Consider the following 24,808-nt stretch of genomic DNA (forward strand, 5'->3'; position numbering starts at 1 on the left):
TCCATTTAGTGAATCGGTCATAAAATATTATTTATTCCTTATGAGTTTTCTTAGTAATGCAATATTGTACAATGATTGAGGAGATTTTGTATTTAATAACTACCGGAAGTTTATATTGCAAACAAATACCCAAGCTTAACAACAAAATAATTCTTGTAGATGAGACTGATATGTTACTTCTTTTTACTTTTAAGCTTGACTTCATGTGGGAAAAATTTTACAAGTACCAGTGGAAGAATTAAACGTCCGGCTGTTTATGTAGTAAACGGAGGCAGCAGTAGTATTTCTGTGATTGATTTGAGAACTTTGAAAGTAAAAAAAACAATTCAACTACCTGTAAAAGACCGCTTTCCTCATCATATCGGCTTATCGCCCGACAGGAAAAAAATACTGGTAGCTACTCCTGAATTTGATTTTAACCAGAGCCATGATTTATTGCATCAGGCTACAGATAAAAAAGGAGGTGTTATGGTGTTGAATGCTCAAACAGGCAAAGTTCTGTTAAATTTATCTTTGCCTAAGCCGGATTATAACGCAGTGTTCTCTAATGATAATTCTGAAATATGGTCAGCAGCAGCTACGCATGCCGGACAAATGCATGTTTTTGATGCAAACACAGGAGAACAAAAAGCCGTTTTTTCATTAGGATCAGATCCTACCGAAATTATATTTTCTAAAAATGGAGATTACGCATTTGTAGCTTTAGAAGAAAGCAGCTTCATTCTGGCAATTGATACCCGATTAAAACAGATAAAAAAGTATATTAAAGTTGACCCATTCCCGACGAATGTCTGGGCTGGAAATGACGGAAATATCTATGTAGAAAACAAGAATCTGAAAACCATCAACATTGTGAATGAAACAAGCCTTGAAACGTATGAGTTTATTGACCTCAAGTTTAAGCCCGGACAAGTAGCCTATAATAAATTATTGAACGAACTCTGGATTTGCCAAACGGGAGAGGATAAGGTAGCTTGTTTTGAACGAAAGAATAATACCTGGGTTCTGAAGTCTACTATCATCACCGGGCAGGATGCTTGCGCCATCGCATTTTCGGGTGACGAAAAAATGGCCTACATTGTTAACAAAAAAGACAATACGCTATCGGTAGTAGATGCAACGAAACACCAGAAACTGACCGATATTCCGGTTGGCGCATTGCCCAATGGCGTTGTGCTGAGCGAATAAAAATTTTCGTAGATTATTCGTGGACTCCAAATTTTTAAACGGCAACTACCATTTCAAATGCTGGTAAATAGAACAAATAAACCTTCCTATTTACCAACACCCGATTCAAAATTGCTTCATATAACTAATCTTACTGATAAAAGCCTGAGTGGCAATAGGTGATTCCCGGTAATCAGACTTATTAAAAACCAGATACAGAAAGCTCAATGGGGCAAACTCCCACGAGCCTCTGATATTCCATTGTCCTCTCATATCCAGGGTATTATACTGATAAAAGGAAGATAATTGAATGCGGGGATTAGGGGCAATTCTCAATCCCACTGAATACAAATCAGTCCTGAAGTTTTCTTTTTTTGTTCCGAAATTACTGAAAGTATTGTGTTCATAATTGGCAGTCAGGGCTAAGTGTGGTATAGGTGCCAAACGCCCTGCCAGCGTGAGCGTATTTAAACGACCATTATAATAGCCGCCAAACTCATATTTAGTTTCAAGTGAAATTTTTTTTGAAGCATCTGTTTCATACCGAAACATTTGCCTTATTACATTATAATTCCCTAAAGGTATATCTCGTCCTAAAATGCTAAATACAAAATTATATCTCTGCCAGGTTGGATAAATCGCATATTCAATTTGTGCGTTGGTAGAAGTAATAATATACACAGGAAACAAATACAGGTTTGATTCCTGTATACTGAAATCATTGGTATTCTGATAGTAATTAACAAAAAAACCCGGGTCCCAGCGGCGAATCAGCTGGCCTAGCTTACCCTTTGGCCGCCAGATAAAGTAGCCTCCGGGATTATGGTGTATGGTATTGTTGGCAAAAACAAAACCCATACCCGGCACGTATTTCTGGTCGACAAATTTGCTTTGCCAGGCTATATACGCATATTGAGGCGTAAATGCCGTATAGATATTTCCGGCTATGCCAATGTTATCATTAGTGTTATTTCTTGAAGCAGACAATAAATAGGTAATGGTCCAGCTATCGTTGGGACGAATGAGTCCGTCCAGACTCAGGGTTGTATTATTTCTTTGGCTCAGGCCTTTTTCCTGGCTGGCTTCGTCCAACCGGTGCGTCAACATGACCCCTATATTATTCTGTTTGCCATAATTCTGCAGATAACGCATTACGCCAAAACTCGCTCCTGATTGTGTTTCATTGCCTCGTTGATGTACGTACAAGCCTGCGATGGTACGCTTCTGCGTACGACTGGTATACCTCAAGCCCGCATCAATTGATACCGGAGTTGCATTAAACTGCGCATTGGCCAGGCCAATGGTCCGGCTGAAAAATGGATTTACACCATCTACGTTGGCTCCGGCATATATACCTGAATTTTCCAGAAAAAACTGCCTTCTTTCAGGAAAAAAAACATTGAAGCGGGTCAGATTATTTACCGCACGGTCAACATCTGCCTGAGCAAAATCTGTATTGAAAGTAAAATCCACTACAGAGCTAGGATTTACAGCCCATTTAACCTCTCCACCTAGTTTGGGGGTAGATTTTATCCGGGTATTACCGACAGCATCAGTTACTTTATCATTCTGATAAAGTAGGTAAGGGTTTACACGCAGATTCAGAGAGGGCTTGGGAAGCTTTAATCCAGTCAGTTGTGCGGCATAGGTCATGCGGTAAGGAGAAAAAGTCTGAGGTATGGCCGGAAAGACTGTCATCTCATAATCTCTCCGGGCTAGTCGTGCCAGCGTAATGCCCCACGAAACTGAGTCTCTATTATCTTTTTCGTACCTTAGCGACTTAAAAGGAATAGCGAACTCAGCAAAGTATCCCTCATCTGTAATCTGAGTACGTACCTTCCAGAGGGCATCCCAGTCATTATCTTTAAAGGTGTCATCAAAGGCCTGCAATTCTCTCTGGTTCCCATAGGGAGTGGTCTGAAAACTCACGCAGAAGCGTTTCAGGTTTTGCGGATCCAGTTGCAAATAAAATACATCGTTCTCCCCGTAAACAAAGTCTCTTCGTAAGTCCTGAATTCTTACCCCCTTTTTACCCAGACTATCGGCACAGAACACACCGAAATACAGATTTTTGTCGTCAAACAATACTTTTACCCATGTTTTATGTTTAATCTGTCCTGCTTGCCGGGGTTCCATCATGAAGAAATTATCAGTAACAGGCGCACTAAGCCATGATACCTCATCTAATTTTCCATCTATCTGCATACGCTCTTTTGTCTCAAGAGCTTTTACAACCGGAGCAAAGGCAGGTGGATTGAAGTTGCCTTTAGAGAGCGAGTCTTGCGCCAATGACAGACCTGGCAATAAGAAAATAAAAGGTATAAGTTTTTTCATAACATAGAATGTCAGACCCGGGCATTCATTCAGCCTTAACTGAAACTTTAAACAGTTTGCAGATACAGTTTTTCTAACTCATTAGCCGAAATATCTCTGGCATTGATAACCGAAACCAGGTTTCCCTCTTTCATAATGCCAATCCGGTTTGCTACTTCTTTGGCTCTGAAAATGTCATGGGTAGCCATTAGAATGGCTGTCCCACTTTGTGAGAGTTCTTTCAATATCTCCGAAAATTCATTGGAGGCCTTCGGGTCAAGACCGCTCGTAGGCTCATCTAGCAAAAGGGCTTTGGCCTTTTTGGCTATGGCTATGGCAATACCTACTTTCTGGCGCATTCCTTTAGAATACCCTCCTACCCTTTGCTCATGTGCCGATGCCTGCAATCCCGCTTTGCTCAGAAAACCGCTTAATTCCGCTTTTGAATAGGTAAATCCGGCCAGTGAAGAAAAGAATTCAAGGTTTTCTAAGCCTGTCAGGTTCGGGTAAAGCATTACCGTTTCCGGAATATAAGCCAGGTCTTTTTTTGTTTCAAGCGAATGACTGGATACAGACTTGCCATTGATGCTGGCTTCGCCACCAGTAGGTTCGATAAAGCCCAGAAAACAATTGATGGTAGTGGTTTTACCAGCACCGTTTTGTCCGAGAAGGGCAAATATTTCTCCTGAATTAATTTCGAGATTGAGGCTGTTCAATGCCGTTTGTTCGCCATATTTTTTTGTCAGGTTCTTAGCTGTTAGCATAATATATAGAATTTAGAGATGATGATTAAGAGTGCCTTTTCTGATAAAATTATTTTGGGCCCATAACAGGCATATTCCGCTGATGATCATTAATGGCAGAAGCAATTTCAACCATTGAACGGTCACTTGATCCTGAAAATATTCGAGCGGAAAAATCTTCCAGTTTTGTTGAGCCACAGGAACATTGCTGAACATTTTCGGAAAAAAGTATAGTTTTTTCCTCTCATGAAAATCAGCCAGTTTTTCATTGAAATTCAGATAATTATTCATATCTGACAGGCTTAATAAATTAAGCGTGAGTTGTGTATGTATGGTTGGGATAAACAGTCCAATGGCATTACTAATAGTCTCCCGTTGCATGAGTTTATCTTTCAAGGCATTTGCCTGACTAATCGCCTCATCGTCTCCGAGTTGTTGCATGGCATAATACCAAAGTGAACTGTAATCTGCACCTTCCGGGTGTTTGAACTGCCTGAATTGAGGATAGCGTTGATAAAAATGCTGAATGGCAGGTTCTTTTGGTTTATCCCATTGTGTATGGTAGCCGTCACGGCTTTCAAGCACTGTACTGAAAGCCTCTGGTACGGGATATAAATTAACAATAGCAGCATTGACCGCTGCTGGAATCACAATGGTCAACAGCACCCATGAGGTAAGCAGAACCAGGGCATTCTGGCTTGAGTTTTTGTGAAACGATACCACCAGCCAGACTAGGCAAAACCAGAAACTCGTATAAAGTAACGCACTGATGATATACGCTCCAAATGCTGCATCAAATGGAATAGCTAAGTAAAATTTCGCAATCAAAAAAAGCAGTAACAGAACAGCTAATACACTGGCATAACGGATACCTATTTTTACCCGAAGCATTTTAAGCGGAGAAACCGCCTGACTCAATACCAGGCTCCAGGTACCTTCTTCTTTTTCTTCTGAAATCAGATTGAAGCCAAACGCGATGATAATCAGGGGAAAAAGATAGATTAGAACGAAACTGAAATCCAGATTACCGATTAGCTGATACATAGGGTTCATTAAATCGTTATTGTATTTCTGTTCCTGCAGGTTACGGATAGTTACACTCATAACAGCAGGATTAATATCTCGCTGACCAATGGATAGTCCAGACAGGTTAGAGGTCTTGTTAACTAATCCAAAGCGGACATAGTAGAGCAGAGAACTCATTTCTTTGATATTTTTCACATAGCGGTCGAGATTTTCCTGCTGAAAATGGGCTGTTTTCTCAATAATCTCCCGATTCTTTTCAAGGAAATGTTTCCCGATATACAAACTGAGTAAGCCGGAAAAAAACAAAATCAAAAGACCAGTTAAAAAGCCTTTTGAGCGCAGAAAATTTTTAATTAACAGTGCTGCCATATCAAAATGCTTTTAGTCGTTTAGAAGTGAGTCGTATCAGAAAGAACAGGCCGGAAAGCCAGAGCAACAGGGAAGCCGCAGAAATGATTTCGTTGCTGAATACCTTGGTAAAGGGCAAAAAATGATAGTCAAAATCAGGAAAATCTTTCCAGTGCCGGCTACTGATTGCCCCCTCTTTAGCGGAAGAACTTTTGACTCTATTACTGATAAGCTTTATCTGCAATTCATTCATGGCTTGAGCCTGTTTGTAGCGGTAGGCTTCCACCTGATTCTGAAAATCGTTGTAAGTACCATAATCTGTACCTGACAATGCCATTGAGAGGTTCTTAATGGCTATATAAGGATTTATCAGTGCCGTAAAGCGAACAATATTTTGTTGTTGCTGATAGATATGGACCAGTTCTTCCTGATGGCGAATAAAGGTTTCTGCACTTAATCGCTCTCCTTCGCTCATCACATAGCCGCCATAGTTAAACGGGAGTTTATGTGTAGAGTCTACTTTATAAGCCATCAGTAATGAATCCTTTAATGCCTTATAATGCGGGTCGTTCGGGTCGTGGCTATCACCCTGCTGTATGAGTTCTGCCTCCACTGCTGTATCAAACTCTACTTTGGAAGGAGAAAGAAAAAGGCCTTGCCCTGCTACTTGTGAAACTTTAGGAAGTATCAGCGTAAATACCAGCCAGCAACCAATCAGTTTAATAAGAGCAGATTTAGGATTGCTGCTTCTGGCAGATACATAAACAGCTAATAGAGCGATAACGAACAAATAAACCAGATAAAAGACACTCATAGTTAGAAGACGAACAAGCGCCTGAGCAATTTCTGTACCTGAATTGGCCAATAACAAGAGAATTAATCCTGTCACAATTACAGGAATAAACATGGTGAGAGACAGATAAAACAAACCCATAGCTTTGCCTGTAATCAACTCCTGCCAGCTAATGCCCTGTGTAAGCAAAATTCTTAAGGTGCCATTTTCCCTTTCTCTGGCAATGAGCGCAAATCCCCAGAAGAATAGCAACAGGGGTAATAGCATTTGTAAAATCATGCCTGCCGAAATCTCACCGAAACGCAACAAGCCGTTGGATAGGCTGGCTTCAGAGAAATTGACAGTATTCTGACGGTGTGCTTCCAGAAAAACAGCATTACCGAGGTAGGAATCCATACCAAAATCGAAAAAACTCAAGGGGAATTTCTGACGAAAAACCACGTAGCCATAGTGCGCCATCCTGTGCGGATGTTTATCAGGGCTATTTTCCCAACGCTCACGCACTTCATGGCTATAATCCTTTACTGAATTCTGTTGTTGATGAAGAGTTTTGAAACCAGAAAAAAGAGCCAATAGAAGCATCACATTAAAAATGCCAATCAGTACAAAAGTACTCTTGTTTTTAAGGATAGTATTCCAGACCTGTTTTGCCAGTATTTTTAAAATTTTAAATTTCATAGTATAAAAAAATAGTTTCCGAAAAGTATGTAAAGGCAAATCTTATAAGTGCATGACTTATAAGATTTGCCTGATTATCAGAATTTATACGTAGCTGTGAGGATGAAGTTTCTTGGTGCTCCCGGAAACAGACGCGTATAATTCTGTGCGCCTATCCAATAAGTTTTATCAAAAACATTGTTTAGATTGAGAGCCATCTGTACATTACTTTTGGCTGGTGTATAATAAATGGCCGCGTCGAACGTAGTAAAAGCCGGAACCTCAAAGGCTCTGCTAAACCACGGAATCCGGCTGCTTTGTGTTTGCATACCAAAGCCTACTCCCAAATCTTTCATAGCCGAAGTGCCACTGAAATTATAGCGTGTCCAAAGATTACCGCTGTGTTTAGGTGTATTTTCTTTGCGCTGACCAATCAGTTTTTCGTCTCTATCCATCATAATAACCGCATCAATAAAACTATAAGAAGCATTGATTTGCCAGTTTGGAAGAATATAACCAGCCAGGTCAGTCTCAAAGCCACGGCTGCGGTCTGCACCTCTTTGTACCAACAGGTCAGGATTGGTAGGGTCGTTGGCATTCATCAGAATGTTTTTCTGATTGATTTCATAGATAGCCGCACTCAACGTAAACTGACTACCTCCTAAAGTGCATTTCATACCCAATTCTTTCAGATCGCTTTCCAGTGGCTTAAATTGCGCAGCCGATTGGTCTGTTCCGTAATAACCACCTGTGCTTGGCATCAATGTGACGGTATTTGATTGCGGCTGATAGCCTTTCAGGTAAGTAGCATAGATATTGATACTTTTGCTGACTACATAAGTAAGGCCCACTCGGGGAATGAGTGCCGTATTTTTAAAAGATGCTTCTTTAGGGGCTTCATAATTGGTTATGTCTTCAAACCACTCATTTCTTAAACTTAACAGTGCAGAAAACCTACCAACTTTAAGTTGTTCCTGCAAATAGATAGCATTAGTGCTGGTCATGGCAGACGGCAAAGCTGTTCGTGAATTCATCACATAATCGTTCAGATTACGGATGGTGTAAGTTGGATTTTTCAGGTCAAAATAATTCACATTAGGCTTAGGCAATGTTTTGCCATCAACCGTGATCGTCTGGTAATTGGCGGCATTCGCTACAACAAAACCTGAGGCAACCGTACCATCTTTCAACAAAAAGCCCCTTGCGGCATTCTGCCCACCGCCTTTCAGCTTATGCCAGTTTTGCAGGTCATAGCCTACCACTAATTTATGAGAAGTTTTGCCTAAGTCGAAGTTAAAGTTAAAATAGGCATTCAGGTTGTCTGTATTCCATACCTGCTTGCGCTGTACCATTTGCATCATAACCAGGCTTGTAACAGGCGCTCCACTAATATCGGTTGCAAAGGCATTGGTAGTTCGGTGTTCCTGCAAATCTTCTGTCCAGGTTTGTTTCATGTAAGCAGCATTGAAACTGATGTGCTGGCTGAATTTATGCGAAAGGTTAGCCATCAGAATCAACTCTTTTGACTTGAAAAAATCGTTTGAAGCTCCCAGATTAAGGCTGATAGGTGTACTGTTCAGATTGGTTTGACCGGCTACTGCCCCGAAAATCGGTTGCCCACGGTCAAGATTACCAAGCATATTACTGAATATCAATTCTGTATTGATAGCCGTTTTACTATTAGGAATGTAGCTAAATGAGGGAGATATCAGCACAGACTTGTTACCTACTAAATCACGGAAAGAACTGGCCTCCTGATAAGCCCCATTAAGGCGGTATAATAAGGTTTTAGACTCATTCAATGGGCCTGTAAAATCGAGCGTTCCTCTTAAGGTACTGAAACTGCCCGCACTTAGGCTTACCTCACGGCGTGTTTCAGTAAGGGGCTTTTTGGTAATCATATTGATACTTCCGCCAGGGTCAACACTGGAAAAAGTAACCGAAGCCGGGCCTTTGAGTACTTCTACCCTCTCTATATTGGTAGTGAGGGGTTGCAGAAAATAATACTGGCGGGTGCGCATTCCGTTAATAATCTGACCCTCTTCGTTCTGACTAATACCCCTGATGTTGTATTGGTTATAATAACTGGAAGGAATAACCCCACTGGCAATTTTTACTGCATCGGCTAACTGAAAAGCCTGCCTGTCGGCAATCAGTTCTTTGGTAACCGTACTCATGGCTTGTGGTAATTCTTTATTTTTAACAGCTATTTTGGTAGCCGAGAAGCTGTAATCGCTCGAATAATCCTTGCGTGCACGCCCTATAATTTCAACGTCCTGCAATTGATTGGCAGCTGGTTTCAGAAGAACCTCAACACTCTTCTCCGTTTCATTGAGCATATCCTCCAGAATAAATGGCTCGTATCCGATTGAACTAACTTTAAGTTTGAATTTACCTGCCGGCAGATTATCAAATTGAAATGCGCCCTTGCTATCAGAAATAGTACCTTTTTTAAGATCATTTATTTCCAGGCTAATTGATGCCCCTGCCGCAAGGCTCTGGTCTTCAAGTCTGACAAGCCCCTTTAGTTTGTTCTGTGCAAAGCCTGAATAAGAGCAAAGAATTAAACTGAAAATGATGAAGAGTAGATTTTTAGATTTCATTAAATAATTATGGTTTAGGCATTACATAATCTCAACCATGTTGCTTATGCAATAAAGTTGCAAATATAGTTTAAGAAAAAGTACAAATGCAACTATATTGCAAATAATATAAAGCGGAGAGATATAATAACTTAAAAGCTGCAGGAAAAAGAAAATTATTTGCAACAATGTTGCACATGAAAATTACTTTTGTATTTTTGCAACAGTATTGCATAAACGAAAAAAAAATTATTGTTGCGCTAAGCTAATTGTGTTTTAATGGACTCAGAAGAGGCATTTATGGCCTTGAAAAACCATTACAAAAAAACTTTTTGGATTGACCATATGAGTTTGCATGACTTTACAACGAACTACGAGTTGACGCTGGAAGATATAACCTGTCCTTAAATATTCAACTGAATTTCCCTTGCTCACAGCAGCAATTAAGTTTAGAATTCGGACTCTTCGGCTGATTAAAAGTATATTAAAAAATAGCTTTTATTAATAAATATGAGAAAGCCTTACATCCTGAAACAATTACTACTAAAAAAAAATATTCTCCTTTTGCTACTCATTCTGGCCGGTGGTCAGATACAAGCGCAGGAAGATTCAATAAAGATAAAACAGCTGAACGAGGTAAAAGTCACAAGTTCAGTAATCACTACACTCAAAGAAAAGCCTTTGAATGTACTGGTCATTAATACAAAAGTATTTTATCAGAGCAACCAGAACAGCCTGGATATTCTTAAACAGAATAGTGGTGTAAATATCAGAACCAACGGTGGGTATGGTGCCAATGCTGACTTTTTCATCAACGGCATCAGCGGAAAACAAATCAGGTTTTTTGTTGATGGCAACCCTATTGATAATCTGGGGCAAACACAAGGCATCAACATCGTTCCGGTTCAGCAAACCGAGCGTTTTGAAATATATAAAGGCGTGATACCTATTGAACTGGGAACAGACGCTCTGGGTGGAGCCGTGAATATTGTTACCCGAAAAGACAACAAAGATTATCTTGATTTTTCTACGGCTTATGGCTCTTTTAATACTTATAAAAATGTATTACAATTAAAGAAATTCATAAAACCCCATTTTTATATAGGGCTTGGCGGTAGTTATAATCATTCAGATAATGATTATCGGGTACAGGCCGAAGTACCTGATGAATTCGGGAATCCAGTTATTAAAAATGTCAGACGCTTTCATAACCGTTTTATATTTACCAACCTGAAAATAGAAACAGGGCTGAGCCAGTTAAAATGGGCTAATGTTTTATCGTTACAATTTCAATATGCCCACAGCTTTGATGAATTGCAACATAATGTAATTATGAGACAGCCCTATGGGGAGGCCCTGTTTACAAATTCGCTGAAAGGCTTACAATTAAGGTACCAAAAAGTAAACCTGTTCAAAAATCTCGATTTCAACACCTATTTCAATTATAACGAAACCATCAGTAAATTCAGGGATACTACCTTAAATGTCTATAATTGGGAAGGGAAAGTAGTAGACAGGCGTTACACGGGTGGAGAAATCAGTTCCTCCGGAAGTTTACTCACCACAAACGCCAGCGTTTTTAATATGCGTCAGGTACTTACGTATTTCCTTTCAGAAAATACTAAAATTAATCTGGCCAATACTTTCCAGTATTTCTATCGGAAAGGCGCTGACCCCGTTGCCTTAAAATTCTATGGCAATGATTTCTTCGGACAGGCGCAAATCATGAAAAAGAACGTAAGTGGGGCAAGTATCGAAACAAAGTGGTTCAATGAAAAACTGATTAATCTATCTTCGCTCAAATATTTTTATGCCGCTTTTTCGAGTAATAAGCGTGAGGATTTAAGCTTAATTCCTGTCAGCCATCAAATCCATCGTTTTGGTTTCAATACTGCTTTTACTTATTTTATTAACAGCCAGCTTTTTGTAAAGACCTCTTATGAAAAGGCTACCCGGCTGCCTGACGAGCTTGAAACATTCGGCGATTTACGGCTGGTTCGCCCTAATCCAAACTTATTACCTGAAACTTCAGACAACATTAACCTGAATACAGTTTTCAGAAGTGCTGTCATAGATGCAGAGCTAACAGGTTTTTATCGGAAACTAGACAACATTATTTATCTACCCCCTTCCATTTTTTATTCTGAATATCAGAATATACTCAGAGCCGATATAAAAGGTGTAGAAACTGCTGTCAGGGTACGTCCTTACGCCTGGCTGAATCTGGATGCCAACTTTACCTTTCAGGATCTACGCAACAAGTCTTATGTGGCAGGCTATGGAATTGATAATGAACGCTACAAAAATGCAAGGCTTCCCAATATCCCCTATCTGTTTGCCAATGCGGGCATTACACTTGTAAAAGATAGTGTCATGCGCAAAAAAGCAAATATGCAGTTTTACTGGAACTGCAATTATGTGCATCAGTACTATCTGTATTGGGCAGTAGATGGAGACCCCAGCCTGAAAAATATTATTCCCCGTCAGTTTATCAATCATATTGGTATTTCCTTATTGCACTACAAAAGCAGAATCTCTTTGGCAATAGATGTCAATAACCTTTTTGATAAACTGCTCTACGATAATTTTAAGGTTCAGCTTCCGGGCAGAACCTATCATGTTAAACTCCGATTTTATCATTCTAAAACTTAAATCAATGAAAAAGATTACCTTACTTCTCTGTAGTGCCATTATTATTTTATTCAATGCTTGTAAAGATGCCGAAACTCCTCCTACCAAAGGAGAAAGTATTCAGTATACCATGGCTGTTACAGGAGGTACCTATCCTAACCAGACTACTTACTTTATGGGTTTCGAGAATTTCCCGACAGGTACAGTCTCAACCGCAGGGGCGGCCGAGTTACCCAGTAGTGGAATCATGTATGCCTATAATGGCTATACGTATCTTACTACTTTTGGAGCCCCGGCTACTTTGCGCAAATATGGCTTTGACGATGCCGGCAAACCCAAAGAATTAGGTTCGTTTATAGTACAGGGTTTAAAAACTTTTGGTGCCATTGATTTCATCAGTGATACGGAAGCTTATGCCGCCAGCAATGGTTTTGGTGGCGTACCTAAACTGGTAAAATTTAATCCGACCACCATGCAGGTAACCGCCTCTGTCGACCTTACCTCTATCCAGAAACCTAAGGCCACAGAAGTATATTATCTGGGCATGGCACATCGGGATAACTACCTTTTTATGGGTGTAAACTATCAGGATGCCAGTTTTTCAAACTTGGGTGATTCTGTTTATGTAACAGTCATTAACCGAACCACCAATCAGGTAGAAAAACTTATTGCTGATGGTAGATGCGGCATAATCTGGAACTCCGGCCCGCAATATGGATTTGGAGCCAGCAGCCTTGTGCTTGATGAAAATAAAGACCTGTATATTATGGGTACAGGAAATGGCAGTAAAGTACCGAGTGGAATTGTGCGAATAAAAAATGGAGAAACCGCTTTTGACCAGAACTACTTTTTTAATCTGAAATCTACTCTTGGCTCAGATGCGCAGGGAATCTTTTACTATGGCAATGGCAAGGCATTAACCTTAAAAAGTGAAGACCCTGATTATTATCCTTTCGATAACTCAGAAAAAGCCGGATATAAGTACTATAAAATCGATTTGAACGCCAGAACCTCACAAGGTGAAGTTTCTTCGAGCTTACCTCAGGTATTCAGCACGGCTTTTGCAAAAAAGTGGGATAATACAAAACTTTACCTGAGTGCACCTACAGCCAGTACGAATGCCATTTACTCGATGAATCTGGCAACGGGTGCCGTAACCAAGGAATTTGATGTGGCAGCAGGCGAATGTAATGGATTCGTAAAAATTAAATAAGCTGAAAAAATGATTAAACGTCTTGTTTTCAACGAATGGCTTCAATGGCGGCGTGATAGCCGCCTTAAGTGGCTGATATTTTTTCTAATGTTCCTCAGTTTGCTGGCCTTAGTTCATCAATTGCACTACCAGCACGATTTGTGGCAGACCAGAATGTCAGCCCAGGAGAAATCACGGGCAGCCTGGCTTACACAGGAGTTAAAGCATCCGCACATTGCGGCTCACTTCGGTAACTATGCCTACAAAAAGCCCTATGCCCTGCATTGTTTTGATCCTGGTTTAACCATTTATACCGGAACCTCCATTTATCTGGAGCCTCACCGCCAGAATGATTTTCTGTTCAACAAAACGCAGGAAAGCGATACAGGCATACGATTTGGCTGGATGTCTCCTGCCTTGATCTGTCAGTTTATTATTCCTTTGCTAATCGCTTTGCTCACTTTTAATATCATCAATGGAGAAAGGCAAAGAGGAACATTGGCGCTTCTGCTTTCGCAAGAGGTAGCCATGAAACACATACTCTGGTCGAAGTTTCTGGCAGTATTTCTGATTTTTGAAATATTTCTGATAAGCTATCTGTCCTTAACCGCTTTAAGTGCCTGGTTTCTCTTTGGTAACCTAAGTTTGGAAGCTACCCTATATCTATGGCTTATTTATTCGCTGTATTATGTTTTCTGGAGTCTATTAGGGGTCATTATCTCTGCACAGATAAAAGATGTCGGTACGTCTGTTTCTGCCTTACTGTTAATATGGATGTTAACGCTTATTATTTTACCAAGAGTGGCTGCCAATATTGCTGAAAACACCTACCCTGTTTCAACCAATTACGAATTCCGAAAAGAGATTGCGCAAGCCATTGAAAAAGGCCTTGATGGGCATAATGCTAGTGGTGACAGAGCGAAAAAAATAGAAAAAGACCTGCTCATAAAATACAAAGTAGATAGTGTGCAACAATTGCCATTCAATTTTGTGGGCTACATTATGCAGCAGGGAGAAGAATATAGCAGTAAGGTTTATGACCATTATTTTGACCGAATATTCCGTACCTTGAAAAAACAGAAAGATTTGCAAGGCTGGTTTTCTATTTTTAGCCCTTTTATAGCTGTCAGAACGCTCTCCATGACAGGAACAAGTGCTACTTTGGAAACAGAAATAGATTTTCAGCAACAAGCCGAAAAATACCGACGAGATTTTGTTCAAACCATGAATGTGGATATGATGGAAAACTCAAAATATGGTGAATTCGAAACCTATAAGGTTAAATCAGGCATCTATGATACGATCAAAGATTTGCATATTGACTCCCATCCGCTGGGCTGGTCGTTGCAGTATGCAATCAAAGAAAATATATGGCTGGTTTTATGGGTGCTTGCATTGAGTCTAGTGCTCGTGAGCATAGGTAATAAAAACTTATTTAGTTAAAATCAACAATCATGAATTCATCAGTTAATACCATCAGTCTTCCATCCTTAATACGTTTACATTACTGGAAATTCAGGAAACAAAAAAGCAACTGGTTCTTGATTGGCGTGTTTTTGATTGCAGGTATGTATAGCCTGTATCAGGGATTTAGTTTCAAGCGCAGGCAGATAAACACTATTGAAACTTTTGCGGCTGAAAAGCAGAAAGTAATAAACGACCAGCTTCAGAACTTTCATGCTGATACAAGCACTGCAGAGGGTAAAGCGAAAATTAATCTTGCAGGCAGCGTTTTTGTGGGTAACCGCATCATTGCTTTGCCTGCTTTTAAAAAGTCCATCAGCACGGCTATCTATAACATCGGTCAGGCAGATACATTTCCCTACTATTATACAATTAAGATAGAGAATTTTTTCATGCAATTATTCAAGCAGGGCGAAATCAACAACCCTCTGCGTTCGCTGGCAGGGCATTTCGATGTTACCTTCTGGGTTATCTATCTGCTTCCGCTATTGATTATTCTCTTAAATTTCAACACCTTTTCGGCAGAGTTGGATAACGGAAACTGGCGTCTTATTTTTAGTCAGGGGGTTTCAGCAGAATATTGGTTACTAGCAAAATTTCTTCTGACAGCCCTATTGATAGAAATCTTACTACTTTTAATTTTTGCAGCAGGTATCACCCTTAATGCACTTAGTTTTCATCAGAACGCTGGCTTGCAGGATTTACATTTTTTTGTGGCTGTAAACCTGTATCTGCTCTTATGGTTTGCTATCGTATATTTTATAAATTCCTTTGGTAAATCAACCTCTTTTAATGCCCTTTGTAGTGGTATGATGTGGATTACCACTTGTATGCTTATGCCTGCCTTAGTAACGATGCTTGCAGAAACGATAGTAAGGGTAGATAATACCATTGTGAGTACGATGTCGAGACGGCCACAGGGAGATAAATTCGAAAATGACGATTTTGGCAAACAGACTATCCGTCAGTTAGGTGAGTTACACCCGGCATATAAAAATGCCCGCATCACACCGGAAACCCCGGCATTCAGGTTAGCAGTTTTTATTGCTTATCACGAATTATTGAATGAAATGCACACAGTTGAAGTTAAGAAATATTATTCATCAGTTGAACAACGACAAGCCCTTACTGACGGCAGTGTCTTTATTAATCCTGCGGCAGCGGTAGATGGTCTCCTAACAAGTCTGGCCGCTAATGATGCTCAGGCAAATCATGAGTTTATCTGGCAGGCAAGAAAGTTTCAGCAGAAGATACATGCAGCTTATTTCCCGGCTTTATTCAATGTGCGCCCACTTCAGGAGTCTGATTATAAGAAATTGCCTGTTTTTGAACCGGAATCTCACACCCCGAACAACCTATTATTATTTGGCAGTTTTCTATTTTTAATAACTGCCAGCTATATTTTATATCAGATAAGTAATAAAAAACTTAATACCTTGCGCATGTAATCCGCACAGAAAATTATCGGAATATTCACCAGAACTCATGCCTCTCAAACTAATACTTGTTGTATATGATGGAACTCAAATTAATTTTAACCATCCGAAAAAGCCATTAGTTGCATTTACTAATGGCTTTTTCGGCTAAGCAAAACTTGAAATTTCTGCTGATTTAACACAACCTATTATTCGTTCAATGGGCATATCATAACAACTTGAAAATTATGTTCAGGCTTTTACTTTGCTGTTAGCTTTGTTTAAAATATCAGTTAGTTCTTGCTTAATTCTTATTATATCAGCTTTGATTTCTTTTTGTACTTCAAGCATTTTGTCGGCTGGAAGTTCAGGTGCGGGAGTATGGTTATGATGGTGGTGCTCCCCTTCTTTGTGGGCGTGCTCAAAACCGGGCACCTCAAACAGATTTTTCTCCCACTCTTCAAAATCCGTTTTGATTTTTTCAATGCTGCTTACTAATGAATCTGCCGCAGGTGTTTTCTTCGTGACTAGCAGCGCTTTAAGGCTATCCAAATTATCAATAGTTGGTTCAATTTCTTCCTGAATGGCGGATGCATCCAGATGAATTTTATTAGCCTCAACTAAAACAGGATCATCTTTCGGAGATTTAGAACTACAGGCAATCAGTAGCGAAACAAATAAGTATGCCATTTTTTTCATACCTAATCAGATTTTGATGTTTTAGATTGTAATATTCTTTTCGTTTGTTCGATTTTTAATTTTTCAATATCAGATTTAATCCAGTCTGTATGGGGGATAATAAAAATCCCTAATGAGTATAGTAATAAGCCCCAAACAAGCATAATTCTTAAACGTTGCTTTTTGGTGGGATTTGGATTTTTAAAGTAATACCCATATAAAGTAAATCCTAATACACCAGCCTGGATAATCCAGAAAAATGGTTGAAGTACTAATAATTTCCCCAGCATTGACACACTACCCCAGACACTAATAAATAAGGGAAATATACAGCAATAAGAATGTAAAAGTGTGGTAATGGCAATTCCTAAAAAACTCCTTGTTTCTTTCATACTAAAAAAATCTATTGTAAAAATAGAACAATATTTATACATTTGCAACAATGTTGCAAATGTATTTGTTTCATTCTTATCAAATCTATTTTATGGAAAAGTTTAGTAAACAAATCAGTCTTGTATTTTTCATGGCTGCCTTGCCTCTTATTTGCAGTTTTCTTCCTCCCGTAGAAGTGTTGACAATTACCTGGCAGGATTTGCGGGATGTGCGATTCACAAGGAAATTTAATGAAGACATAGGCATGCATATGCTCTATCCTGAATTTGGTGCAAAAGTGAAAGCACTTGAAGGGAAAGAGATTAAGATAAGAGGATTTATGATTCCCGTAGATCCTACTGAGAAAATTTTTGTGCTTTCTGCCAGACCCATGGCTTCCTGTTTTTTCTGTGGCGGTTCAGGCCCCGAATCAATAATTCAATTGAAAATGAAGGAGGCTAAAAGATTCGTAACTGATGATATATGGGAGGTTAGGGGAATACTTAAACTAAACGCCGACAATGTAGAAGAGCTTAATTATATACTGGTAAATACGCAACCAGTCAGGAAAATTAATTGATAAGGCTTTACAAAAAAGTCCTTGAATTTGTAAGTCATCTAAAATTTTCAGGGATTTTAAGATGGCTTCAGTTTAATATCTATTTCAGCAAACAGTAAACCCTCTGGAAATAATGAAAGTATTCAAAGTACAAATCAGAAACTGGATAATGATAGTCGCCTGCCTTGCCACTGCCGGATTCACAATGCTGCCTGCTGTTATAAAAATCACCTGGAAAGATCTGGAAGATGTACGCTTTCGTAAGAGGTTTAGTCAGATACAGCGAATGTATGTCTTATATCCTGAATTCGGCAACAAGGTTCAATTGCTGGAATACAAGCAAGTGGAAATCAAAGGATACATGATTCCTGTGGATGCTGCTAATAATATATACGTTCTTTCGGCCAACCCTATGGCTTCCTGTTTTTTCTGTGGCAGTTCCGGCCCCGAATCAATTATTCAATTGAAACTGAAGAAAAAGAAAAAATTTACTACCGATGAAATCTGGATTGTCAGAGGTATTTTCAGATTAAATGGCACTAATCCTGAGGAACTTAATTATATATTGACTGATACTGAACCAATTCAGAAAATAAACTAGCTCCTCAAGATACCAAACCAATTTTCAATTAAACAACGGAAAAGGGTCTTTAAATCTTCCTTTTGCTTCCATGTGTTTTATTTCGGCTTCTGAGCATAAACAATGCTCTAGTTCCGACTCAATGAGTTCCTTGTTCAGGTCCTGACCGATAAAAACGAGTTCATTCTGGCGGTCACCAAATCTCTTGTCCCAGCGGCTTTCAATCTTTTTCTGATTGTCTACAAATGATGCATATCTGATTCGTTGACTAAAAGGCATACTGGCCCACCACACACCAGCACTTTCCGCCCTTAGCGATCCTCCAGCCTGGCTCCAGTTAAGGGCTTCATCCGGTCTTGAAGCAATCCAGAATAATCCTTTAGAGCGGATAATGCCCGCATGCCAGTTTTCTGACAGATAGGTCCAGAATCTTTCCGGATGGAACGGACGCTTATCATGAAAAACAAAGCTGCTGATGCCGTATTCTTCTGTTTCCGGGGTGTGAACTTTACCTTTTTTACGATTTTCAAGCTCCTGAACCCAGCCTGCCGATGCCTCTGCTTTATCGTAATCGAATAACCCGGTGTTAATGATTTGATTCGAGTTGACCTTACTGAAGGATGATTGAATGATTCTGGATCCTGGATTCAGTGAGTGTATGACTGCCCTCAGTTCTCCTAATTGATAAGGAGTAATTAGATCGGTCTTGTTCAAAATAATGACATCAGCGAACTCAATCTGGTCAGTCAGTAAGTTGACAATACTGCGATAATCCTGATCATTTTCGGTTAGGTTTCTGCTACCAATGGTATCAGGCGAACCAAAATCCTTACCGAAATTGAAAGCATCAACAACTGTTACCATGCAATCTATGTATGCCCATTTTGATAAATCAAGCCCACTTTCCTCATCGCTAAAACTGAAAGTCTGAGCAACCGGAACCGGCTCAGAAATACCTGTCGATTCTATCAACAAATAATCAAACCTATTTTCTCTGGCCAGTTTTTCTACCTCAATCATTAAGTCTTCACGGAGAGTACAACAGATACAGCCATTCGACATCTCAACGAGCTTTTCTTCCGTACGCGAGAGGGTGTTCTCTTTTTCAACCAGTTGGGCATCAATATTTACCTCACTCATGTCATTGACAATCACTGCTACTTTGAGCCCTTCTTTATTATGTAGGATGTGATTAAGCAGGGTTGTTTTTCCGGCACCTAAAAAACCGGACAGAACTGTTACGGGTAGTTTCTTCATGTAAAGTTTTATTTTTGCATCATTGTTGCAAAAATAAAACTCAAAATACTCACTTGCAACAAAGTTGCAAAAATATTTAAAATTACTATGATTCAATCAGTAGTAATGAAAATTGGTGGGCTATATGCACATGAATACTGTTGTGATAACCATCTTAACATTCATTGGAGCTAAGTCTCTCAGGTAATTCAACGTTATTCGTCATTATGTAAATACTGTTAAAATCAGATTTTATAAAAAACCAATCAGCTACAATCCTACTTATGTACACAGCCTTTTGCACCGAAGCCTCCTTCAGGAAAATGCGACAGGCTGCTTCGGTGCAAGTGGCTGTACCGATTTCCGGCGAAAAGACTGCCCTACCCTATGTAGGGATTGTCTTTTTGCCGCCCGGGTTTTGTTTCAGCCTACCGGAATAGGCTGTGACCTGAAATCCTTCAGGTCTCCTATTGGACCTACCTTATGCAACGCTGAAAGATGACCATGCACTAACCAAACTTGATTTTTATAATCAGGCACAGGCAGATTCGGCAAAACTCAAAGAGCTCATGAAAAACGATCCCAATTACAGGAAATCAGCTCTCAATGGCAAGAACGATACTTTAATAGCAGGCGGCCTGAACACCTCCCTGAACAGCCATACCAGATACAATGACGCAAATGAAGAAAAAATCTATCAGAAACTTGCACAGTTGGATCGGGAGTTAAACGATAGTTCCAGGCCTAATTTACCTAATCCTTATGCATCTTCCTCATTTGGTGGAAACCTGGGTAACAGCATGCATTCAGCAGATATTGATCGCCTGGAACAAATGATGAAGACGATGACTGATCCGGGAAAAGAGGATGAAGAAATGAAGCAGATTAACAGTGTATTGGAAACGATTCTGGACATTCAGCATCCAGAACGGGTTCAGCAAAGGTCAAGTGAAAATACTGTACAGCAAAAAGGAAGTGTTTATCCAGTCACAACTACTGCGAAGGAACTCCCTGTTTCCCTACTCAGTACGGATGGCGAGAATAATCGTATGACGAATGGTTTCGACACCTATGCAGGAGAAAATGTTCAGAATGCGATTGAAGCCGTTATCCACGAAACCCAGACACTAGTCAACGGCTCAACAGTAAAACTCAGGTTGATCAATGAGGTGGTAATCAATGGAGTGAATATTCCTAAAGATAATTTTCTATTTGGAATGGCACAATTGAATGGAGAAAGACTGGAAATACAGATTAATAGCATACGCTACAATCAATCCCTCTTTCGGGTTGATTTGTCTGTCTATGATCTGGACGGATTGGCAGGAATTTATATTCCTGGGGCTATCAATCGTGAGGTGGCTAAAGAATCCGCTGACCGGTCTATTCAGACCATAGGTCTGAGTTCATTGGACTCTTCCTGGGAGGCACAGGCAGCCACTGCCGGAGTTCAGGCTGCAAAATCCTTATTAAGTAAGAAAGTAAAGTTAGTCAAGGTTACGGTGAAAGCAGGATACCAGGTGCTTTTGTATGATGAAAAACAGAAACAGAATTAACTATTGTAAAACTTAAAAATTCATTAAGATGAGAACAGTTAGTGTAGCAGGAATTATGTGTATAGGCCTATTTCTCACTTATATAAATGCACATGCGCAACAATCTGACCAAAGCATTCCTTCCAGAGAATTGCAGATTACATATGCTAAAACAACGAACATTGTTTTTCCCTATGCTATCAAAAGTGTGGACAGGGGGAGCAAAGACGTATTAGTTCAGAAAGCGGGAGGAATAGAGAATATCCTTCAATTAAAGGCCGCAAAACAGGATTTTGAGGAAACGAATCTGACGGTTGTGACAGCAGATGGCAGACTATATTCTTTTACGGTAAATTACGCCGATAGTCCAGCATTATTAAATCTTTCGCTGGTAACGGAGAATCAGACAAAAGGGACTATCCAGTTTGTTCCCGAAATAATCAATGCTGCTGAAGTTAGGCTCGATGTAGGTGTGATAGCCAATTCTGATAGAAAAACGACCAGAAAAAGGGATTGGAAGTTTGGAATTACGCTGTTATTAGACGGGCTATTTATCAGAGATAATATCATCTATTATCGGCTAAGATTGGGGAATGATACACATCTCGCCTTTGATATTGACCAGTTACGCTTTTTCATCCGCGACCAGAAAAAAGCGAAACGAACCGCCTCGCAGGAAATAGAGATAAAGCCTGTATATGTAGAGGGTAATATTGATAGGATTTCAGGGAAGACTCAGCAGGTAGTCGTTTTTGCTCTCCCAAAATTCACCATTCCCGACAAGAAGTACCTGGCTATACAGCTCATGGAAAAGAATGGAGGCAGACACCTGAACTTAAAGGTACAAAACAAGACCATTGTCCGGGCTGAGCCCGTCAAGGGGCTATACACATCCGATTAATTCACTTTTAAACGCTAAATAGATGGAAGTCATGAATCAGAAAAATTTTGAATATCTGCGGGACCAGATTAAGTTCACAGGTTTCGGAGAAGGCCTGGAAGATAAACTGAAAACGGCTATTGAAAAGGGCACGCAGGAGTTTAAGCTCCACCATTATACAAAGTATGGCAATGATACGGTAAATACGGAATTAAATTTCAGTAAGTCTAAACAAAGTGACCTATATTTTTTTAATTCCTATCAGGTCAGTTTACAGAAAGAAGGGGCTTCAGAAAAAATGGAGCAGCAGTTCTATATCAATAAGGGTAATAGTATTACGCTCAAAGAGGCCTACAATCTCATGAGTGGCAGGGCTGTGAATAAAGACTTGACTAATAAAGAAGGACAGGTCTTTAATGCCTGGATACAGATGGATTTTAAAGAAAGCCATGACAATGGCAACTTCAAGTTGAAGCATTATCACCAAAATTATGGATACGATCTGGAAACAGCTTTGGCCAAACATCCTATCAGGGAGTTTACTAACGAAGAATTTAAGAATAATCTAATTGAGTCGCTGAAAAAAGGTAATCTTCAGTCGGTAACCTTTCAGAAAGATGGGATCGACCAAAAGCATTATATTGAGGCCAGCCCCCAATTCAAGACCATCAACATCTATGATACGAATCTCAAAAGAATAGATATGCGACAAGAGAAATCGGAAAAACAGTCGACATCAGAAAGTCAATCATTGAAGAAAGGAAGCAGGAACGAACGCCAGGGCAACGCTGATGACGAAGGTCCTGAGACTTCCAAAATGAAAAAAAAGACTAAAAGGCAATCGCAATTCGCCTAAAAAAACAGTGATAAGTTCGTCATGGAAGAGGTATTAGCACCATTATCGCAATTCTTCTCATTCATTGAAAAGGATCCTCGCATCAGTATCACACATATTGGTATTTATGCTTCTTTACTGCAATACAGAAAAGAAAAAGGTTTTAAAAACCCGATAATTGCGTTTAGTAATGAGATCATGCCTATTGCTAAAATCTCTTCTCCGGCAACTTATCTGAAATGTGTAAGAGATTTAAGTGATTTTGGTTATATCCGTTATGAACCTTCTTTCAATAAGAACAAAGGCAGTAAAATCTATTTTTTTGAAAGTAAATAATCAGATTAATACAAACAATTAATGAAAGCCCGAAAGGGCTTTTATTGTCTAAAATTAGGAGGTGTAAGATGGAAAAAGTGGAAAAGAAAAACCCTCATTTTGGTTTAAATTATACAACAATTAAAGAGCCTGTTTCTTCTGTTATTGAAGCCAAATTGTTAAATTTGATAGCGGAAATTATCGTAAATATTTCAATTCGGGAAAGATATGAAGAAAGCAATCAGATATCTACGCTTCAGCGACAGAAAGCAAAGTAACGGATCCATTGAAAGACAGGAATTATATACCAGTCAATGGCTTCGAAACAATGATGTAGATTTAGTCGACACATTCATTGATCGGGGTTATAGTGCCAAAACATTTGACAGACCAGACTTTATAAAATTACAGGAGTTTATAGCGAAACACCATAAAAGAGTCGACTATCTGATTGTCGACCAACTTGATCGCTTTAGCCGTAATGCGAGTGAAGCGATGGGTTACGTAAAAAAGTTGCAAAAAACTTACAGTATCCAGATTGTAAGTGTCACTGAAGGAATAACCTTTGATTACGATACACCGGGTAGTTTCTTCAGAGCGGGTCTGCAGTTGCTTCTGGCCGAAGAAGATAATATTAACAGGAGTATCAAGGTGCGTGGGGGTATTTATACAGCTAAAGCTAAGGAAGGACGCTATATTTATAAGAACCCGCCTTTCGGATATTTTAAAGTAGGAGAACGTAAGGATCGGAAACTCGTTGTTAATGAATCCGAAGCGATTGTGGTAAAATTTATTTACAATGCTTACTTAAAAGGAATACCTATCTATATTATTGCTGAACAGGCTAAAGAAAAAGGATTCAGGCGTTCAGGCAATGTAGCCATTCAACGTATTCTGAGCTATCCATTATATGCAGGGTTGCAACATGTAGATGCTTTCAAAGATTATCCCGGCGGGCTATTCCCTGCACAGCATGAACCGATCATTGACCTTACTACATGGGAAATGGTTCAGCGTAAACTTAGAAAACCCGAAAAGGAAAGAGTGGTTATTGATGAGAAAATACCTTTAAGAGGTGTTTTGAAATGTTTTTGCGGAAAGCTATTAACAGGAGCGCCCTCACGCGGGAAACTGGGTAATTACTATTACTATTATAAGTGTAACCGAACCAACCATATAAATTTGAGTGCAATAAAGGCCCATGACCAACTCAGACAAGTTTTCGGGCTCATGAGCTTACCAGACAAAATGATTGGGGTTATTCAAAAAAATGCACTCCGCATTTTTGAAACCAAAACAGCTTCTGATAAACAGCTACTATTTGAGAAACAAAAGGAGCTTGAAGCAGAGGATTCGAAATTGTTTGCCATAGAAGAAAAATGGATTACCAATAAAATCTCTCATGACACCTACGAAAGATGGTTCTCGGATCAATCTTAAAAGTTGGGGAGTAGCTAAAAAAGGGTTTACTTTGCGGAAAAAGGACT

General features: G+C 39.6%; 21 protein-coding genes. 13 read left to right on the forward strand and 8 right to left on the reverse strand.

Going from position 1 to position 24,808, the window contains the following annotated elements; genetic code table 11:
- Positions 1–159 precede the first annotated feature (159 nt).
- Positions 160–1,188: a YncE family protein gene (locus ACYVFA_RS23845; RefSeq protein ID WP_460474374.1), complete on the forward strand. Its 1,029-nt coding sequence runs from the start codon at positions 160–162 to the stop codon at positions 1,186–1,188.
- 105 nt (positions 1,189–1,293) lie between these two features.
- Here the strand turns inward: ACYVFA_RS23845 and ACYVFA_RS23850 are convergent, their stop codons facing one another.
- The 5 genes from ACYVFA_RS23850 to ACYVFA_RS23870 all read right to left on the reverse strand — a co-directional run bounded on the left by ACYVFA_RS23850 (position 1,294) and on the right by ACYVFA_RS23870 (position 9,650).
- Positions 1,294–3,501: a carbohydrate binding family 9 domain-containing protein gene (locus ACYVFA_RS23850; protein WP_460474375.1), complete on the reverse strand. Its 2,208-nt coding sequence runs from the start codon at positions 3,499–3,501 to the stop codon at positions 1,294–1,296.
- A 47-nt stretch (positions 3,502–3,548) separates the two neighbouring features.
- Positions 3,549–4,244, reverse strand: coding sequence for an ABC transporter ATP-binding protein (locus tag ACYVFA_RS23855; RefSeq protein ID WP_460474376.1), 696 nt, complete (start codon positions 4,242–4,244; stop codon positions 3,549–3,551).
- A 12-nt stretch (positions 4,245–4,256) separates the two neighbouring features.
- A complete protein-coding gene (locus ACYVFA_RS23860; protein ID WP_460474377.1) occupies positions 4,257–5,618 on the reverse strand; it encodes a DUF3526 domain-containing protein in 1,362 nt (453 codons plus the stop codon).
- Position 5,619: 1 nt separating this feature from the next.
- Positions 5,620–7,068, reverse strand: coding sequence for an ABC transporter permease (locus ACYVFA_RS23865; RefSeq protein ID WP_460474378.1), 1,449 nt, complete (start codon positions 7,066–7,068; stop codon positions 5,620–5,622).
- A 77-nt stretch (positions 7,069–7,145) separates the two neighbouring features.
- Positions 7,146–9,650 (reverse strand): TonB-dependent siderophore receptor, encoded by a 2,505-nt coding sequence (locus ACYVFA_RS23870; protein ID WP_460474379.1) that lies wholly within the window; start codon positions 9,648–9,650, stop codon positions 7,146–7,148.
- A 489-nt stretch (positions 9,651–10,139) separates the two neighbouring features.
- Here ACYVFA_RS23870 and ACYVFA_RS23875 point away from each other — a divergent pair, with 489 nt between their 5' ends.
- Genes ACYVFA_RS23875 through ACYVFA_RS23890 form a run of 4 tightly spaced genes read left to right on the forward strand, consistent with a single transcriptional unit; the run spans position 10,140 to position 16,364 of the window.
- Positions 10,140–12,281: a TonB-dependent receptor domain-containing protein gene (locus ACYVFA_RS23875; RefSeq protein ID WP_460474380.1), complete on the forward strand. Its 2,142-nt coding sequence runs from the start codon at positions 10,140–10,142 to the stop codon at positions 12,279–12,281.
- A 4-nt stretch (positions 12,282–12,285) separates the two neighbouring features.
- Entirely contained in the window at positions 12,286–13,473 is a 1,188-nt protein-coding gene (locus ACYVFA_RS23880) for a hypothetical protein (RefSeq protein ID WP_460474381.1), read from the forward strand.
- 9 nt (positions 13,474–13,482) lie between these two features.
- Positions 13,483–14,895 (forward strand): DUF3526 domain-containing protein, encoded by a 1,413-nt coding sequence (locus ACYVFA_RS23885; protein ID WP_460474382.1) that lies wholly within the window; start codon positions 13,483–13,485, stop codon positions 14,893–14,895.
- A gap of 11 nt (positions 14,896–14,906) precedes the next feature.
- The gene (locus ACYVFA_RS23890; protein ID WP_460474383.1) at positions 14,907–16,364 is read left to right on the forward strand and encodes a DUF3526 domain-containing protein; all 1,458 of its coding nucleotides are present in this window, start codon (positions 14,907–14,909) and stop codon (positions 16,362–16,364) included.
- 219 nt (positions 16,365–16,583) lie between these two features.
- Here ACYVFA_RS23890 and ACYVFA_RS23895 read toward each other — a convergent pair whose 3' ends face one another.
- Together ACYVFA_RS23895 and ACYVFA_RS23900 are read right to left on the reverse strand one after the other, a co-directional pair.
- Positions 16,584–17,021, reverse strand: coding sequence for a hypothetical protein (locus ACYVFA_RS23895; RefSeq protein WP_460474384.1), 438 nt, complete (start codon positions 17,019–17,021; stop codon positions 16,584–16,586).
- Between the two features lie 11 nt (positions 17,022–17,032).
- Positions 17,033–17,401: a hypothetical protein gene (locus ACYVFA_RS23900; RefSeq protein WP_460474385.1), complete on the reverse strand. Its 369-nt coding sequence runs from the start codon at positions 17,399–17,401 to the stop codon at positions 17,033–17,035.
- A 92-nt stretch (positions 17,402–17,493) separates the two neighbouring features.
- Between ACYVFA_RS23900 and ACYVFA_RS23905 the strand changes: the two genes are divergently transcribed.
- Complete coding sequence (locus tag ACYVFA_RS23905; RefSeq protein WP_460474386.1) at positions 17,494–17,961, forward strand: DUF3299 domain-containing protein; 468 nt, start codon at positions 17,494–17,496, stop codon at positions 17,959–17,961.
- Between the two features lie 112 nt (positions 17,962–18,073).
- A complete protein-coding gene (locus tag ACYVFA_RS23910; protein WP_460474387.1) occupies positions 18,074–18,541 on the forward strand; it encodes a DUF3299 domain-containing protein in 468 nt (155 codons plus the stop codon).
- 24 nt (positions 18,542–18,565) lie between these two features.
- Here the strand turns inward: ACYVFA_RS23910 and ACYVFA_RS23915 are convergent, their stop codons facing one another.
- Positions 18,566–19,777 (reverse strand): zinc metallochaperone GTPase, encoded by a 1,212-nt coding sequence (locus ACYVFA_RS23915; RefSeq protein WP_460474388.1) that lies wholly within the window; start codon positions 19,775–19,777, stop codon positions 18,566–18,568.
- Between the two features lie 449 nt (positions 19,778–20,226).
- Here ACYVFA_RS23915 and traM point away from each other — a divergent pair, with 449 nt between their 5' ends.
- The 6 genes from traM (at position 20,227) to ACYVFA_RS23945 (ending at position 24,761) form a co-directional block, all read left to right on the forward strand.
- Entirely contained in the window at positions 20,227–21,312 is a 1,086-nt protein-coding gene (traM, locus tag ACYVFA_RS23920) for a conjugative transposon protein TraM (RefSeq protein ID WP_460474389.1), read from the forward strand.
- A 28-nt stretch (positions 21,313–21,340) separates the two neighbouring features.
- A complete protein-coding gene (gene traN / locus ACYVFA_RS23925; protein WP_460474390.1) occupies positions 21,341–22,192 on the forward strand; it encodes a conjugative transposon protein TraN in 852 nt (283 codons plus the stop codon).
- A gap of 31 nt (positions 22,193–22,223) precedes the next feature.
- Positions 22,224–23,027: a hypothetical protein gene (locus tag ACYVFA_RS23930; protein ID WP_460474391.1), complete on the forward strand. Its 804-nt coding sequence runs from the start codon at positions 22,224–22,226 to the stop codon at positions 23,025–23,027.
- 21 nt (positions 23,028–23,048) lie between these two features.
- On the forward strand, positions 23,049–23,342 hold the full coding sequence (locus tag ACYVFA_RS23935; protein ID WP_460474392.1) for a hypothetical protein: 294 nt from the start codon (positions 23,049–23,051) through the stop codon (positions 23,340–23,342).
- Positions 23,343–23,410: 68 nt separating this feature from the next.
- Positions 23,411–23,599 (forward strand): hypothetical protein, encoded by a 189-nt coding sequence (locus ACYVFA_RS23940; RefSeq protein ID WP_460474393.1) that lies wholly within the window; start codon positions 23,411–23,413, stop codon positions 23,597–23,599.
- A complete protein-coding gene (locus ACYVFA_RS23945) occupies positions 23,550–24,761 on the forward strand; it encodes a recombinase family protein (protein ID WP_460474394.1) in 1,212 nt (403 codons plus the stop codon). Before ACYVFA_RS23940 ends, ACYVFA_RS23945 begins: the two co-directional genes overlap by 50 nt.
- Positions 24,762–24,808: the final 47 nt, after the last annotated feature.

The organism is Emticicia fontis (assembly GCF_054779675.1).

Coding starts and splice junctions, on each gene's coding strand:
- ACYVFA_RS23845 (WP_460474374.1), top strand. CDS start 160: ATGAGACTGATATGTTACTTCTTTTTACTTTTAAGCTTGACTTCATGT.
- ACYVFA_RS23850 (WP_460474375.1), bottom strand. CDS start 3,501: ATGAAAAAACTTATACCTTTTATTTTCTTATTGCCAGGTCTGTCATTG.
- ACYVFA_RS23855 (WP_460474376.1), bottom strand. CDS start 4,244: ATGCTAACAGCTAAGAACCTGACAAAAAAATATGGCGAACAAACGGCA.
- ACYVFA_RS23860 (WP_460474377.1), bottom strand. CDS start 5,618: ATGGCAGCACTGTTAATTAAAAATTTTCTGCGCTCAAAAGGCTTTTTA.
- ACYVFA_RS23865 (WP_460474378.1), bottom strand. CDS start 7,068: ATGAAATTTAAAATTTTAAAAATACTGGCAAAACAGGTCTGGAATACT.
- ACYVFA_RS23870 (WP_460474379.1), bottom strand. CDS start 9,650: ATGAAATCTAAAAATCTACTCTTCATCATTTTCAGTTTAATTCTTTGC.
- ACYVFA_RS23875 (WP_460474380.1), top strand. CDS start 10,140: ATGAGAAAGCCTTACATCCTGAAACAATTACTACTAAAAAAAAATATT.
- ACYVFA_RS23880 (WP_460474381.1), top strand. CDS start 12,286: ATGAAAAAGATTACCTTACTTCTCTGTAGTGCCATTATTATTTTATTC.
- ACYVFA_RS23885 (WP_460474382.1), top strand. CDS start 13,483: ATGATTAAACGTCTTGTTTTCAACGAATGGCTTCAATGGCGGCGTGAT.
- ACYVFA_RS23890 (WP_460474383.1), top strand. CDS start 14,907: ATGAATTCATCAGTTAATACCATCAGTCTTCCATCCTTAATACGTTTA.
- ACYVFA_RS23895 (WP_460474384.1), bottom strand. CDS start 17,021: ATGGCATACTTATTTGTTTCGCTACTGATTGCCTGTAGTTCTAAATCT.
- ACYVFA_RS23900 (WP_460474385.1), bottom strand. CDS start 17,401: ATGAAAGAAACAAGGAGTTTTTTAGGAATTGCCATTACCACACTTTTA.
- ACYVFA_RS23905 (WP_460474386.1), top strand. CDS start 17,494: ATGGAAAAGTTTAGTAAACAAATCAGTCTTGTATTTTTCATGGCTGCC.
- ACYVFA_RS23910 (WP_460474387.1), top strand. CDS start 18,074: ATGAAAGTATTCAAAGTACAAATCAGAAACTGGATAATGATAGTCGCC.
- ACYVFA_RS23915 (WP_460474388.1), bottom strand. CDS start 19,777: ATGAAGAAACTACCCGTAACAGTTCTGTCCGGTTTTTTAGGTGCCGGA.
- traN (WP_460474390.1), top strand. CDS start 21,341: ATGAGAACAGTTAGTGTAGCAGGAATTATGTGTATAGGCCTATTTCTC.
- ACYVFA_RS23930 (WP_460474391.1), top strand. CDS start 22,224: ATGAATCAGAAAAATTTTGAATATCTGCGGGACCAGATTAAGTTCACA.
- ACYVFA_RS23935 (WP_460474392.1), top strand. CDS start 23,049: ATGGAAGAGGTATTAGCACCATTATCGCAATTCTTCTCATTCATTGAA.
- ACYVFA_RS23940 (WP_460474393.1), top strand. CDS start 23,411: ATGGAAAAAGTGGAAAAGAAAAACCCTCATTTTGGTTTAAATTATACA.
- ACYVFA_RS23945 (WP_460474394.1), top strand. CDS start 23,550: ATGAAGAAAGCAATCAGATATCTACGCTTCAGCGACAGAAAGCAAAGT.